The following is a 16,017-nucleotide window of genomic DNA, read 5'->3' on the forward strand; positions in this document are numbered from 1 at the left end:
GCTAAAAAATAAGTTAAAAAAAGGCTTGACAGGAAGAAAAAAAAGTCACATCTTTGCAGCCCGCAAACGAGGGAGATAAAAGAGAGGGGAAGCGGGGAAAAGAGGCAAACAAAAAATAAAAAAAATAAAGTTTGCAAGTTTAAAAAAGGTTCATACCTTTGCAGTCCCAAAAGAAAGGGGCGAAAAAACGAAAGGAAGCCGGAAACGGAAGAGCGTCGGAAGCTGAGAAAAGAGGGGAGCGATTCCGGAAAAGAAAGCTAAAAAAAAGGAAAGAAATTTCCGAAACAAAAAGGGAGAAGGAAGCGATTTCCGGATCAATAAAAAATGAAAGTTAGACGGCGTAACAACCAGAAAAACATATAGCCTGACTGAGACAGAAAGGCGTAAAAGTTCTTATAAGATACTGGATAATCATGTAGCGTAACGGTAGATCACTGTTACGAAACAAAGAGAGAAAAGGGATACTGTATAAAGATACAACAGTGAACGGATCGGAATAGAAGAGAGAAGCGATTCAAACGACGAACTCCACCGGGCACGAAATTTTACAGATTCTATTATTAATAATAGGGTCAGTGAACAAACAAAACATTTTACAATGGAGAGTTTGATCCTGGCTCAGGATGAACGCTAGCGGCAGGCCTAATACATGCAAGTCGGACGGGATTGGAGAGCTTGCTTTCCATGAGAGTGGCGCACGGGTGCGTAACACGTATGTAACCTACCCTTATCAGGGGGATAGCCTCTCGAAAGAGAGATTAAGCCCGCATAATATGAAGACACAGCATTGTGATTTCATCAAATATTTATAGGATAAGGATGGGCATGCGGAACATTAGCTAGTTGGTAAGGTAATGGCTTACCAAGGCTACGATGTTTAGGGGATCTGAGAGGATGACCCCCCACACTGGTACTGAGACACGGACCAGACTCCTACGGGAGGCAGCAGTAAGGAATATTGGTCAATGGGCGCAAGCCTGAACCAGCCATGCCGCGTGCAGGAAGACGGCCCTACGGGTTGTAAACTGCTTTTGTACCGGAATAAACCACAGTTCGTGAATTGTGCTGAATGTACGGTAAGAATAAGGATCGGCTAACTCCGTGCCAGCAGCCGCGGTAATACGGAGGATCCAAGCGTTATCCGGATTTATTGGGTTTAAAGGGTGCGTAGGCGGCCTGTTAAGTCAGGGGTGAAAGACGGTAGCTCAACTATCGCAGTGCCCTTGATACTGATGGGCTTGAATGTACTAGAGGTAGGCGGAATGTGACAAGTAGCGGTGAAATGCATAGATATGTCACAGAACACCAATTGCGAAGGCAGCTTACTATGGTATGATTGACGCTGAGGCACGAAAGCGTGGGGATCAAACAGGATTAGATACCCTGGTAGTCCACGCCCTAAACGATGAATACTCGATGTTAGCGATATACAGTTAGCGTCAAAGCGAAAGCGTTAAGTATTCCACCTGGGGAGTACGCCCGCAAGGGTGAAACTCAAAGGAATTGACGGGGGCCCGCACAAGCGGAGGAGCATGTGGTTTAATTCGATGATACGCGAGGAACCTTACCCGGGCTTGAAAGTTAGTGAATGATACAGAGACGTATCAGTCCTTCGGGACACGAAACTAGGTGCTGCATGGCTGTCGTCAGCTCGTGCCGTGAGGTGTTGGGTTAAGTCCCGCAACGAGCGCAACCCCTATGTTTAGTTGCCAGCACGTTAAGGTGGGGACTCTAAACAGACTGCCTATGCAAATAGAGAGGAAGGAGGGGACGACGTCAAGTCATCATGGCCCTTACGTCCGGGGCTACACACGTGCTACAATGGGCAGTACAGAGGGCAGCTACCTGGCAACAGGATGCCAATCTCAAAAAGCTGTTCACAGTTCGGATCGGGGTCTGCAACTCGACCCCGTGAAGTTGGATTCGCTAGTAATCGCAGATCAGCAATGCTGCGGTGAATACGTTCCCGGGCCTTGTACACACCGCCCGTCAAGCCATGGAAGCTGGAAGTGCCTGAAGTGCGTAACCGCAAGGAGCGTCCTAGGGTAAAGTCGGTAACTGGGGCTAAGTCGTAACAAGGTAGCCGTACCGGAAGGTGTGGCTGGAATACCTCCTTTCTGGAGCAGTATCCACAAATCTCTCTCTTATAAGCGTAATAGCGAAAGCTGTTTAGCTACATGACCAGGTTCTTATATATTAGTTGATTAGGTTGATTAAGTTGAATGGTTGATTGGGTTGAGAAACTAAATCAATCGCTAATTCACTACATCAGTCCTTCACTAATTAAAACGAAACAAAAGGAAAACCCAAAAGATGAAGCCATTAGTAAGGTGACAGTCAAGTGGGCGGCGAGATTGTAAGAAATTACGGTTTACGATTTACGAGAAAACGATTGTTAAATCCGAAATCGAAAATCTGAAATCCGAAATAACAAACAGTCCTGTAGCTCAGCTTGGTTAGAGCACTACACTGATAATGTAGGGGTCAGCAGTTCAAATCTGCTCGGGACTACGGCGCAGCAAAGCTGCGAGGCGTTAGGGAAATAGAGATCAGAGGTTAGAGATCAGCGATTAGGAGGAAACAACTAATCACTAGTTAACTAATCACTAATTAACTAGTCACTAATTAACTCATCCAAAGGGGGATTAGCTCAGCTGGCTAGAGCACCTGCCTTGCACGCAGGGGGTCAACGGTTCGAATCCGTTATTCTCCACGAACCCACCATTTGCCTACCAAGGCATGGATAATGAAAAAGGCGATCCGCAATGGAAGACCGGGGTAAAAGTTCTTTGACATATTGGAAGAAGTAAATTAAAAGAGAAAACAACAGAAGAGGACTGTTGAGGCTTCAAAAGTTTACAAAGATTAAAGGTAAAGAGGTAGCAATACTAATGAACCAATGAACGAGTGAGCTAATGAACGCAACAAGAATCAAAAAAGCATACATACCGAGCAAAAGGCGGTATAGTAGAAGAAAGTAAGAAAGGGTACACGGGGGATGCCTTGGCTCTCAGAGGCGATGAAGGACGTGATAAGCTGCGATAAGCTGCGGGGATCAGCAAATATGAATTGATCCGCAGATTTCCGAATGGGGAAACCTAACTATTTGAAGAATAGTTGCATAAATGCGCGAACCTGCTGAACTGAAACATCTAAGTAAGCAGAGGAAGAGAAAACAACAGTGATTTCCTGAGTAGTGGCGAGCGAAAGGGAAGAAGCCCAAACCGGCTATGTTACGGCATAACCGGGGTTATAGGACCACAACATGAACATTAAATAAAACCGGAACGGGGTGGGAAACCCGGCCATAGAGCATGAGAGCTGCGTACGGGTAATAGATAATGGAATAGTGGTATCCTGAGTACCGCGAGGTCGGAGACGCCTTGTGGGAATTTGCCGGCACCATCCGGTAAGGCTAAATACTCCTGAGAGACCGATAGTGAACCAGTACCGTGAGGGAAAGGTGAAAAGAACCCCGAACAGGGGAGTGAAATAGAACCTGAAACCGTGTACTTACAAGCGGTCGGAGCGGACTTGATCCGTGACGGCGTGCCTTTTGCATAATGAGCCTACGAGTTACTCTTTCCTGGCAAGGTTAAGTGTTTAAGACACGGATCCGAAGCGAAAGCGAGTCTGAATAGGGCGTATAGTCAGGGGAGGTAGACGCGAAACCTTGTGATCTACCCATGGACAGGTTGAAGGTGCCGTAACAGGTACTGGAGGACCGAACCGATAAACGTTGAAAAGTTTCCGGATGATCTGTGGGTAGGGGTGAAAGGCTAATCAAACTGGGAAATAGCTCGTACTCCCCGAAATGTTTTTAGGAACAGCCTGGCGGTTGAGTTATTAAGAGGTAGAGCTACTAATTGGGTGCGGGGGAGTCAAATCCTACCAAATCCAGATAAACTCCGAATGCTTAATAATATACGCTGGAGTGAGGCTCTGGGTGCTAAGGTCCAGGGCCGAGAGGGAAAGAACCCAGACCATCAGCTAAGGTCCCTAAATTACCACTAAGTTGAACTAACGAGGTCCGATTGCACAGACAGCTAGGATGTTGGCTTGGAAGCAGCCATTCATTTAAAGAGTGCGTAACAGCTCACTAGTCGAGCGATCGGGCATGGATAATAAACGGGCATCAAGTGGTATACCGAAGCTATGGATTATGCAGCAATGTATACTGGTAGGGGAGCATTCTAAATTCCGGTGAAGCAGGAAGGTAACTGACTGTGGAGGGCTTAGAAAAGCAAATGTAGGCATAAGTAACGATAAGGCGGGAGAGAAACCCGCCCACCGAAAGACTAAGGTTTCCTGATCAACGCTAATCGGATCAGGGTTAGTCGGGGCCTAAGGTGAAGCCGAAGGGCGTAGCCGATGGACAACTGGTTAATATTCCAGTACTTTTTATAACTGCGATGCGGTGACGGAGTAGTGACACTGACGCGAACTGACGGAATAGTTCGTTAAAGGCCGTAGGTATATGGACTGTAGTAAAGTACGCAGACCATGCTGAAAGCTGATAGTACGCAGAACCTTCGGGGGATGTGATAGTTCAGGTAATCAGACTTCCAAGAAAACCCGCTAAGCTTCAGGTTATAAAAACCCGTACCGTAAACCGACACAGGTAGTCGAGGAGAGAATCCTAAGGTGCTCGAGTGAATCATGGCTAAGGAACTCGGCAAAATGGCCCTGTAACTTCGGGAGAAGGGGCGCTGGTAGCAATATCAGCCGCAGTGAAAAGGCCCAGGCGACTGTTTAACAAAAACACATGGCTATGCAAAATCGAAAGATGACGTATATGGCCTGACACCTGCCCGGTGCCGGAAGGTTAAGAGGGGATGTTAGGGTTAAACCGAAGCATTGAATCGAAGCCCCGGTAAACGGCGGCCGTAACTATAACGGTCCTAAGGTAGCGAAATTCCTTGTCGGGTAAGTTCCGACCTGCACGAATGGTGTAACGATCTGGGCGCTGTCTCAGCCATGAGCTCGGTGAAATTGTGGTATCGGTGAAGACGCCGGTTACCCGCAACGGGACGGAAAGACCCCATGCACCTTCACTACAACTTAACATTGAAATCGGCTACAGGATGTGTAGGATAGGTGGGAGACTGTGATCATGCTTCGCTAGGAGTATGTTAGTCAACGTTGAAATACCACCCTTTCTGTATCTGGTGTCTAACTCCGTAATGCGGAGGACATTGTTTGGCGGGTAGTTTGACTGGGGTGGTCGCCTCCAAAAAGGTAACGGAGGCTTTCAAAGGTAAGCTCAATACGCTTGGTAACCGTATGAGGAGTGCAATAGCATAAGCTTGCTTGACTGTGAGGCAGACAAGCCGAGCAGGGTCGAAAGACGGATATAGTGATCCGGTGGTTCTGCATGGAAGGGCCATCGCTCAAAGGATAAAAGGTACGCTGGGGATAACAGGCTGATCTCCCCCAAGAGCTCATATCGACGGGGAGGTTTGGCACCTCGATGTCGGCTCGTCACATCCTGGGGCTGGAGAAGGTCCCAAGGGTTGAGCTGTTCGCTCATTAAAGTGGCACGCGAGCTGGGTTCAGAACGTCGCGAGACAGTTCGGTCCCTATCTGTTGTGGGCGCAGGAAGTTTGAGTGGGGCTGACCTTAGTACGAGAGGACCGGGTTGGACGAACCACTGGTGAATCTGTTATGGCGCCAGCTGTATTGCAGAGTAGCTACGTTCGGAATAGATAAGCGCTGAAAGCATCTAAGTGCGAAACTAGCCACAAGATGAGACTTCCATTGAGGGTCGTAGCAGACTACTACGTTGATAGGTTACAGGTATAAAGGTGGTGACATCATAGCCAAGTAATACTAATCGCCCGAAGCTTTCTCATAGCAGGTAATTATGGTTCATTAGTCACTGGTTCATTAGTTCATTGGTAGCAATACCGGTAAACGAAGAATAAGTACTAATGAACCGAACACTAAAACTGTTGTTTTCTCAATTTATTTGCTTCTTTCAATTATGTTTAAGTTTGTGGTCATTAGTCACTTGTCATTAGTCATTGGACTAAGCAAGCAGACAATAAGATCAGGAACAAAAAAAAGATATTAAGTTAGCGGTTATAGCCATCAGTCAAATCAAATGACTAATGACACAATGACCAATGACTAAAAGAAATTCAGGTGCCTATATCGGCGGTGTCCACCTCTTCCCATTCCGAACAGAGAAGTTAAGCCCGCCAGAGCCGATGGTACTGCAGTAAAATGTGGGAGAGTAGGTCGGTGCCAAATCTTATCAAGTCCCTTTCATCTAACGATGAAGGGGTTTCTTGTTTTATAACCTTTTTACTTTGCCCCCGAAACAGCCTCTCTCACCCCGGGCTTTACACAACTTTCAACTAATCTCTAATCTCCGGTCTCTTATATCTAACCTTTAATCTCAATATATGAAACAATTGCAACTGCCTGAGGTTCAATTATAATGAGAAGTTTAATTTATATTATAGTAGTTATCCTGGTGATCAGCTGGCTACTCGGGGGCTTTGCCTTTCATGTTGGTGGAGATGCTATTCATATAATAGTTGTAATAGCAGTTATCCTATTATTATTAAATGTGTTTAACGGTGGCGGCAGATCAGAAAGAGGCCGCTGGTATTAACATAAAATACTGCATGCAGTAATAGCCTTGGTTCATCAGTACCAGGGCTTTTTGTGTTTTTGGAGGCTTGATAATTGGTGAATCATAGTTTATATATTGCCTGGCTTTTCATCAGGGTAGAGATAAATTGAACACTTTTCAACAAATTCTTTAAATTGGCATCCAATATTTTCATCATGATCCTAATCATATTAAACATCCTTTTCTGCATCGCCTTCCTGGCGTTTGCTTATGTAAACCTGAATGATATTGATGCACCTTTGTGGGTAACTATTTACATGGTTGCGGCAATTTGCTGTGGCTTGGCGGTCTTTAAAATGTATTATCCAACGGTTTATCTTATCGCTATTGCCTTTTACCTTATATATGCTGTAATTTTATTTTTTGCTAAAGATGGCGTAAGCGATTGGATAATGAAATATAAAAGGCCAAGCATTGTAGAAACCATGCAGGCAGAAAAGCCTTATATTGAGAAAACACGGGAGTTTTTTGGATTATTGATCATCACCGGTGCTTTGGCAATTGATTATTTTGCCCGGTAAACGGGTGAATCATCTATAAACAAAAAGATTTGTCAACTTTTAAAATTGACAAATCTAATCCTGGTATAGGGTCTACTAAATTATCCCTGTTCAGCATCTCTCTGAGCCTGCTTTTGTTTATGCTTTTCTTTTCGCATCTTTTCCCAGGCAGCAAATTTCTGGTTCTGGCTATCATTTAAAACTGCGATTACCTGCTTCTTTGCTTCCAGCTTAATGCTTTTTGCGCTTAGCTGATTAGCTTTTTTGTTACTCGAAGGATTACTTTTCAAGCTATCCATACGCGTAACCTCCGTAAGAAATACAGTATGTACCTGTGTAGCCTGATCCTGGCTCAGGTTAAGGCGTTTTTGTAATGCCTTTGTTAGGTGTGCTGCACGTTGTTCCGGTGACTTTTTAGTGATTTGTGCACCTGCCATTAAACTTAATCCGGTTATAAAGGATACTAATAAAATTAACTTTTTCATATTGGGGTTTTTAATAAATAACTGGGAGTATGACTGAAAAGCTTCTATTAGGTTTAATTGTAGAGATTAGAGACGAGAGATTAGGTGAGAGCTGGAAAAGTTTGGGAGAGATTATAAAAATCAAAGTCCTGTTGCCAGGATAGCAACAGGACTTTGATTTTTGGATTTTTCAACCTAATCTAACTTAGTCCACTAATCAACCAGGCATCATTCAAAAACCTTGTATAAGATCCAGTTATTAGTTTCATATACTCTCTTGAGCTTTAAGGCACTGTTAGCCTTTTTTACAACCGGAACATACTTGTTATTTAATTGTGTAAAGCCAGTAACTTCATTTTTTTCGGTTGCCAGTAATATATAATCGTCGTACTTATCGGGTGCTTCTATAGCACTTAAAAATGCGCCCTGGTAAGGCAACGTTAGTTTATGAATGTTATTTGAAAAAGCAACAATCGGGAATGCAATGGCATCGTCAACCAAAACGTGGGTATCTTCAGGCAGATTATTTATATATTTTGCCAGCTCGCGGTTTTCATCCTGGTGGGTATCGGCAGCGCGGTTAAATAAAACTGTAATAAAGTTTTGCTCCTCAGTTATCGATGAGTTTTTAAGGAAAATATAGCCGGTATAAAGTTGTATCAGTGTTAAAACGCCAACAATGGTTTTTAACAGTGTTTGATTTTTAATGATTTGCGCCTTATAAAAAATACACAGTAAGGCCAGTACAAGGAATATAAGGTAATATTCATGCACCAAAAATACCTTCTCGTATTTTATATGTAAAAACTCAATAAAAGCAAAAGGCGTTAAGAGCGTTAAAATTTGATAGGTGCTGTTTTTAAATAAATAAATGGCCACCAGCATAAGCGGACAAAAAAGTAAAACCCTTGCTGATATTAATATGGATGTTTCAGGGATCTGGTAAACCGTACTGGTTGATAGTTGGTCAAAGCTAAGTTTATCTGCCAGCACCGTCCAGGTTGCGTAGGGGCTTTCACTAAAGTAATTTAAATCCTGGGCATGCGTTAAGTTCAGCAACTTGTAGCATACAATACATGCAAGTGGTAAAACAAATAGGATGATATAAAGGGCGAAAGTTTTATTGATCAGCTTACGGCGCAACGATGGATTATTAAAGCTGATAAACAGCCTGAAAATAGATTCCTGCTCACCCAGGTTTAAACTTTTTATAGTGATCGATAATACAAGCGGGATAAAGAATAAAGTAAGCCAGATGAACTTGTAATCGCAAAATATAAGCAATACAAGGCTGATACTGGCAATAGATACGTGGAATGTAGTGTTTGACCGGTAAAACTTTAGCAGGTTAAAAAAGAACATGAAAAAGAAAACCAGCACTAATGCTATTGACTTTCCGGAGCATGCCGTATATAAGATGCCTGGATGGAATAGAAAAATAACTAATAATACAAGCAGGTAAAAATCATCTTTAGCCCTTTTTAACAATGCGCCGCCTATCATAAAGAATAATATGGCAGTGCATATGGCCGAGGCTATTATAGGAGCAATTGCCGCTGTTGCTGACGAAAAAGAAAAGAGAAAGGATGTATAAAAAGGGATAATAGGAGCGGTTAAGCCCATTACCTTTAACCTGTTACCTGAACCGTTGAGCACGATCTTGGTTTTCTCAATATAAAACATTGCCTCCTGGCTAAAATAACCTAAATGGTTTAAATAAATACCACATACCAGGTAGTAAATCGCCAGTAATATGGTGATAAGTAACAGATATTTAGATTGATTTCTCATTTAACAACGTTTGTTGGACTGTTAACTTTACTAAGTCCGTGTTCTGTTTTTTCCCAGTAAAAAGGCTTAACAATTAATTGGTATAAACCTTTAAAGGCCGCAATGGAATGCATTAGCCAATAAACCGGGTTTGCAATTGAAAAAAGGATAAGCTCATAAAAGCGCCTCTTAAATACGGCCATCATGTTAATGTAGATCATTAATATGTTACCCACCATCAGGTTAAATATCGACATAAACAAAATCCAGTCGGGAAATAATGTTCTGATGGTTGAAAGGTCAAATACAACGTAGCTTATAAATATAGCAAGCAAAAACGGATACACCAGGAAGGTAAGCGGGGTTGCGCCGATAAAAAAGTTAAACCCTAAAAAGCCTTTCCATCCTAACTTTTTCCATAACGCAACCGGGTTCCGCATGTGCACCAGGTAGGTTTGCATATAGCCTTTTATCCACCTTGAACGCTGGCGGATCCAGTTAATAGGCTCATTATTTGCCTCTTCATAGGTAGTAGAGTTTACTACAGCTATTTTATAGCCCTTAGCATAAGCTCTTAAACCCAAATCGGCATCCTCAGTAACATTAAACGGATCCCAGGCGCCTAACTCAATCAGGCTATCCAGCTTAAAGTGATTACTTGTACCACCTAGTGGAATGGGAATATCCAGGGTATCCAATCCGGGAAGCATGTAATCAAACCAGTATGAATACTCCAGCGTGAACATCCTTGTAAGGAAATTCTCATTGCGGTTAAAGTAATTTAATGCGCTTTGGATACATATATAATTTGAAGGCAGTTTGCCAAACATCGATACAACTTTTTTTAGCTGATCGGTATCAGGAATATCTTCGGCATCATAAATAGTTAAATATTTGCCACGTGCAAAATGAAGCCCGTAGTTACATGCCTTTGGTTTTGTTTTAGGCATGTGGAACGGCACCACAACCACCTCAAATATGGCAGGGAAATCAAGGTTCCTAACCGCGTTTAAGGTTTTATCATCATCCTCTTCAATCAGCAATTTGATGTCAAGCTTTTCGCGGGGGTAATCAAGTGCCTGTAAATTCCAGATCAGCTTTTTAATCAGCTTATCTTCTTTATATACGGGCAGCAGGATAGTATAGATAGGCAGATCATCCTCAACAATTTCGCGCAGATCCTCCCGCGTTACCGCCTGGTGTAATTCAAATCGCGAACCCATCAACGCCAAAAAAAGCTTAAATAATATAGCGACCAGGAAAAACGAGCTGATAAGGATGTTGATAATGATTGAAGTATTTTTGAAACTAACAACCAGCCCGATAGTTACGAGACCCAGCAAGATGAATAGGAATGCCAGCTGACCTGTGGAAAATGTAATAAAGGCAGAACTGTTCGGGTCGCGGTTTAAAAGCTCAAATACTGCAGACTTTACATATTTATCGCCAATAAGCTTATGGCTTAGCCAGGTAATATCCAGGTCGGATGCCAGGATTATTTCGGGTTCGCAATCATAAGTAAACCTGATAAAATCAATAAAAAGCTGGTTCGAAGGATCCGCCATTACGGTTATAACCCTGCCATTTTCAATACGTAAAGGCAGCGCTACATGCTGATCAGAAAACTTTAATTCTATTTTGCTTAATACCTCTGCGTCAAAAGAAAGCTCCCTTATAGGCTGAAATACATAACCTGCATTTGTTAAAGAGCGGTCGTAGTTTTTGCGGGAGATATAGCCATAGTTGAGGGCTATTTTAATAAATGACTGGCCGGTTTGGGCTGATAAATTATTAATCTTTTCCCGATCTTGCTGAGATATAAAACCATCATTAACCAAAAGTTCAGGAATTGACATATTATTTAGTTTCAGTAAAATGTTAAAACAATTTATTAAGTAACCTTATCTGTTGTTACAGGCTAAGGTTACTCATATAATCAATCGATGTGACTAACAAAAATTAGTCGTTATATAATTCCTGTGACCTTTGAACTCTTGAACGAACAAATAGGAACGATAGCAGAATTAATACTAATATACCAAGCAATATATACAGGTTGTAATTTTCCCAGAACTTGGTTATAGCACTCTTTGTATCAACATACTCAAGGTTTTCGCTTGTTTTATTAATGTTAAACAGGTATTTATTTGAGTTAACATCAGTTACGCAAACGTTGCTTGATAGCGTTGAAAGCTGCTCAGTGATTGATCTTGAGGCAGCCAAGAATGCATCAGAAATATGCGAACCGGTTGCTGTAAGCACCAGGGTAGCATTGTTGCTTCGCCCATAAAATATTTGAGCAAGCCCGTTTGAAGTTGTATCAGATAAAGAATATACAACCTTATTGTTATCAGTATTGTACAACCTGAAGTTTTGATTAAACTTAATAGGCGCATCAGGGAACTGATTTAATAAAGGATCTTCCTTATTTAAAAGGGCAATAATATTGTATTTTTTCAGATCGCCGGCCGGTATATCGCTTGAGTATGAAAACTCAGGGAAGTTATTAGCATTGATGTTGTTATTTAACTCGTAAATAATTTCGCCAATTGCACCTGCTGCATATTTAGCATAATCCTTTGATACAACTATACGTGTTGTACCGGTGTTAAATGCTTCAGGATATTGATAAAAGCTCAGATCGTTTGAGATGAACGGGTTTTTTGATTCAAGATATGATTTGTCAACATCAACCTCTCCAAAGAAATTGATAAAGCTGTTCTTACACAAACCATTGGTAGGGAAAAACCTGAACTCAGATTCCAGCGTGTTATATTTATGGTGTTGGTAGCGGTTAATAGTTACCGAAGTATTCAATTTACCTGAGGCATCAAGCTTTTCGCTGCTGATCAGCAACCCGTTAAGGTAGATGTTGAAATAGCCTCTGTCGCCAGGGCTTAAGCCGCTGTAATTACCAATAAACCTGATCTCAACTTCTTTAGGTGTAAAGTTAAAATCGCTGTTTTTAAAGGTAAAGGCGCTTTTTAATGACCCAATGCCTGAAAGGAAATCGCTTGTTCCGCCAATTTGTTTCAGTGATAACTTTGAACGGTTCTCATCTACATTTTTAAAGTATGAATTTTGAGCCTGGTCAATTAAAAGGTAATCGCCAAAGGTTGAATTTAAAATATTGATATTACCTAAGGCAGTAATAGCTTTTTCATAACCTGCATCATCACCACCGCTTACAAACAATATTTCGGAAGGTACAGATTCTGTTGAAACAGATTTGTGCGCTACCATAACACCTCTTTCGCTAACCATCTGGGTTACGGTGTCAGTTGCGGTTGACATTGATTTGGCCAGGTAAAAGATCCCCTCGTTTGATTGAGGCGATACCTTTATTAGCGAGCGTTTATCTTCAGGTAATATTGATAAGCTACCTACTTGTATATAGTTCTTTATGCTATCAGGCACTTGCCCTGCTTCAAAGACCATTATTTTTTTATTTGAAGTTTTTTTAAGCCTTGCATATGCCCATGCTACTGCCTTCAAATCGTGCAGGCTTGGTTCGGCGGGATAAACAATAGCTCTCTTTGAATCAAAGCAATTGCTTATGTTAACATCGTTTAACCCGGTTTTGTTATTTCTAACCAATGATAAGTAGGAATAGTCCTTTACCTTAAGCCACATGGCAGGGTTGTCAAGATCCTTACAAATGTCATCGCTAATTGTCAGCAATGTTTTAATCTGGATCTTCAGGAACTTATCCGTCGAAAGATCTTCCCGGCTCAGGTTAAGCGAAATCTTTTGTATGGAATCTTTTGCAAGACGTGCGCTATAAACGGGCCTGTCATTGATAATTATATTTATAAAAGAGTGATCTTTTAATAAAGCCTGCGACGGCTCAAAATATAATACCAGTTTGCTTCCGTTCATTTCCACCAAAGGCGAAATCTTAACGTAAAAAGAACTTGCGCCACTCATGCCATAAATGGCGTCATCATTATGTCCTAATGATTTGAAGGACACAACACTCTGGGCCAATGATGCCTTACTTAAAAGAAATACAAGGGCTAATAAGGTTAAAAATTTGTTCATTGGTTTGTCAATATTAATTTATTACGTAAAATTCAACTTTAAAATAATTTCCATGATCATCGCTGCGATACGATAGATCACCACCCATTTCCTGGGTCATCAATTTTGCTATAGAAAGGCCTAATCCAAGGCGGCTTTCAGTATGTTCTGATGCTTCGCTTAAAGCATTTAATTTGTTAAACATCACTGCCAGTTCATCCTGGCCAATTGGAATACCTTCGTCTATTACTTCAAAAACAAATTTCTGGCGTTGTAAGCTGGTTACAACCCTGATGTTATTATTTGTTTGGGAAAATTTTATAGAATTTGACAATAAGTTTTGAAATACCTGGCCAACAAAAACACGATCGAGGTTTACATTTATCGGCGATTTCTGGATATTATCAACCAAATGAATGTTTTTCATCTGCGCTGTTTCTATTAAACCTTTAAATATATGCTGAACCTCTGCGTTGATATCAAAAACTTCCAGTTTAAACCTCATCTCAGGCGACTCGATCTCTTTCACATCCATTAGTTTATTTAACAGGTATTGCATTTTTTCAGATGCTTCTGAAATATAACCTGTAAGTTCAACCTGGTCTGAGCTTAACCGATAACTCTCATCTTTCAGCATATTGTTACTCATAATGATAGAACCCGTAAGGTTTTTAAGATCATGACCTGCTATATTTATAAAGTTATTTTTTTGATTGTCAAGCTTGCGAAGCTGCTCATACTGCGCATCAATGATATTATTTTTTTCAGCGATATCGTGATTTTGCTCCTTAAGCTGCTCGTTTGATTTCCCGATCAATAATTGCGAACGCACATCGCGCTCTATTATCTTATAGCGTGCACCCGGAACAAAACATGAAATTAATGCAATTACAAAGAAAAATTGCCCGCCGTTATTAATAACAAGATCTAAAGTGTAATTACTGAACAGGGTAAAGAATATGGCAAGCAATACCATTGCAAGTAGCGCCTGTATAACAGAGTTAATAGGCTCCCAAAATACCATCAGGTTAAAGAAAAGGAAGATGGCGCCGTAAAGTAAATAATAAACATTTAGTTGTTGAATATCAACTATATTGCATAATAAGGCCGAAGTAACAGATATTAATAATAGTGATATATGTAATAATAATCTATAATTATAGTTCTTACGTTGAAATAAACTGTACAGGGCCAGTATAACAAGGTCGGTAATAATACGAACAATGAAGAACTGAAGCCATATACTATTAGCAAAGATAAAATCAACGATGCTGAACAGAGGGTAAATAAATAATATCATCCATATGATATTATTTGTCTGATACCAGGCCTTCCTTGATATTTCTTTTAAAAGTTCTTCTTTTGTTAATTGAACAAACATTCTTAGTTTTCTTAAATTATGATAAGATTCTTGTTATCTATAAATTTAATTCATATAAAGTAAATCAAAATATTTAGATCGTTAGTAAACATGTTTTGCACATATAAACATATTGTACCCATTCATGCCAACTTTATAAAAAACATATTTATACTTATGTTAATTATAGCTGTGTCAGCCAATATAGCAAAAAGCAATCCAACCACTCCAATTTCCCGGTTAATAGCCTTTAAACGGGCAAAAAGCCTGGATAATGGCATTAGTATATCATGGTATGAACAAACCTGGAACAAGGATATTTTAGCTAAAAACCCCTTGAAAACCACTGATTTCGAACTTTTAAAACAACTTGGCTTTAAAAGTCTCAGGCTCCCTATTGCTTTTGCATATTTTGAATCTGAGCATATTCCGGTTGAGCAATTATTTACCCACATTGATAATTTTGTTAAGCAGTGCAGCCAATACGGGTTTAAGGTAATAATAGATTATCACAATGGTAATTTTAATGATACTAACTATAATGCCGAAACGCCAAAGCTTATTGACCTGTGGACAAAGCTGGCAAAAAGGTACATTCATGTTAGCCATGATAATCTTTTTTTTGAGCTTTACAACGAGCCTCCCCATATGGATCCTCAAATTTGGAAGGATGCTGCGTACAATATTGTTAATGCTATAAGGAAAATTGATAAAGAACGGACATTAATTATAGGTGCCTCAAATTATAACAGCATCTATGAATTGAGCCGATTTGTACGGCTTGCCGATGAAAATGTTGTGTATACATTCCATTTTTATGAACCTTTTTTGTTTACTCACCAGGGTGCAGCGTGGATTGGCGACCAGGAATCAACCATTGGGGTGCCATTTCCATACAATGCGGAAAAGTTTCCTGAACTAAATTTAAAGGCAAAAAACACTGATGGGGAGAAAAATTATAATAAATATAAGCTGGATGGTAATGAACAATCTGTTAAGGATAAATTGCGGATAGTAAAAAACTGGTCTGACAAATATTATGTGCCCATACTTTGCGGCGAATATGGCGTTTATAACAAATATGCCGATGTTGAAAGCAGGTGCCGGTATGTAAAAACGGTACGCCAGGCATTAAAAGCCTTAAAGATACCAGGTATGATGTGGGATTATAATGGTAATTTTTCCATTTTTACCGGCGAGCCATCAATTGATAACCTACCCGGTTGCATGAAGGATGCTATTAGCTATAACCCGCAAAAATGA

General features: G+C 40.7%; 8 protein-coding genes, 2 tRNA genes and 3 rRNA genes. 8 read left to right on the forward strand and 5 right to left on the reverse strand.

Annotated features, from left to right (window positions below; translation table 11 throughout):
• Positions 1-595 precede the first annotated feature (595 nt).
• The 7 genes from BUE31_RS16745 (at position 596) to BUE31_RS16770 (ending at position 7,161) form a co-directional block, all read left to right on the forward strand.
• Positions 596-2,117: ribosomal RNA gene (locus tag BUE31_RS16745) — 16S ribosomal RNA — on the forward strand.
• Positions 2,118-2,436: 319 nt separating this feature from the next.
• Positions 2,437-2,511, forward strand: a tRNA-Ile gene (locus BUE31_RS16750).
• 128 nt (positions 2,512-2,639) lie between these two features.
• Positions 2,640-2,713, forward strand: a tRNA-Ala gene (locus BUE31_RS16755).
• A gap of 258 nt (positions 2,714-2,971) precedes the next feature.
• Positions 2,972-5,852: ribosomal RNA gene (locus BUE31_RS16760) — 23S ribosomal RNA — on the forward strand.
• Between the two features lie 288 nt (positions 5,853-6,140).
• Positions 6,141-6,252, forward strand: a 5S ribosomal RNA gene (rrf, locus tag BUE31_RS16765).
• The 16S, 23S and 5S rRNA genes sit together here with 2 tRNA genes alongside, the layout of an rRNA operon.
• A gap of 190 nt (positions 6,253-6,442) precedes the next feature.
• Positions 6,443-6,619, forward strand: a complete 177-nt coding sequence (locus BUE31_RS30740) for a lmo0937 family membrane protein (protein ID WP_143167163.1) — start codon at positions 6,443-6,445, stop codon at positions 6,617-6,619.
• 176 nt (positions 6,620-6,795) lie between these two features.
• Entirely contained in the window at positions 6,796-7,161 is a 366-nt protein-coding gene (locus BUE31_RS16770; protein WP_073404997.1) for a transmembrane 220 family protein, read from the forward strand.
• An 80-nt stretch (positions 7,162-7,241) separates the two neighbouring features.
• Here the strand turns inward: BUE31_RS16770 and BUE31_RS16775 are convergent, their stop codons facing one another.
• The 5 genes from BUE31_RS16775 to BUE31_RS16795 form a co-directional block, all read right to left on the reverse strand.
• Positions 7,242-7,625 carry a hypothetical protein gene (locus tag BUE31_RS16775; protein ID WP_073404998.1) on the reverse strand — a complete coding sequence of 128 codons (384 nt, stop codon included), beginning with the start codon at positions 7,623-7,625 and terminating at the stop codon, positions 7,242-7,244.
• A gap of 207 nt (positions 7,626-7,832) precedes the next feature.
• A complete protein-coding gene (locus BUE31_RS16780; RefSeq protein ID WP_073404999.1) occupies positions 7,833-9,395 on the reverse strand; it encodes a hypothetical protein in 1,563 nt (520 codons plus the stop codon).
• Positions 9,392-11,230, reverse strand: a complete 1,839-nt coding sequence (locus BUE31_RS16785) for a glycosyltransferase (RefSeq protein WP_073405000.1) — start codon at positions 11,228-11,230, stop codon at positions 9,392-9,394. Before BUE31_RS16785 ends, BUE31_RS16780 begins: the two co-directional genes overlap by 4 nt.
• A 103-nt stretch (positions 11,231-11,333) precedes the next feature.
• Positions 11,334-13,415, reverse strand: a complete 2,082-nt coding sequence (locus tag BUE31_RS16790) for a cellulose biosynthesis cyclic di-GMP-binding regulatory protein BcsB (RefSeq protein ID WP_073405001.1) — start codon at positions 13,413-13,415, stop codon at positions 11,334-11,336.
• Positions 13,416-13,428: 13 nt separating this feature from the next.
• Positions 13,429-14,775, reverse strand: coding sequence for a sensor histidine kinase (locus BUE31_RS16795; protein ID WP_073405002.1), 1,347 nt, complete (start codon positions 14,773-14,775; stop codon positions 13,429-13,431).
• Between the two features lie 156 nt (positions 14,776-14,931).
• On the opposite strand from BUE31_RS16795, the gene BUE31_RS16800 reads away from it, so the two are divergent.
• The gene (locus BUE31_RS16800) at positions 14,932-16,017 is read left to right on the forward strand and encodes a glycoside hydrolase family 5 protein (RefSeq protein WP_159440707.1); all 1,086 of its coding nucleotides are present in this window, start codon (positions 14,932-14,934) and stop codon (positions 16,015-16,017) included.

It is taken from the genome of Mucilaginibacter sp. OK098 (genome assembly GCF_900142915.1).
In the GTDB taxonomy this organism is placed as follows: domain Bacteria; phylum Bacteroidota; class Bacteroidia; order Sphingobacteriales; family Sphingobacteriaceae; genus Mucilaginibacter.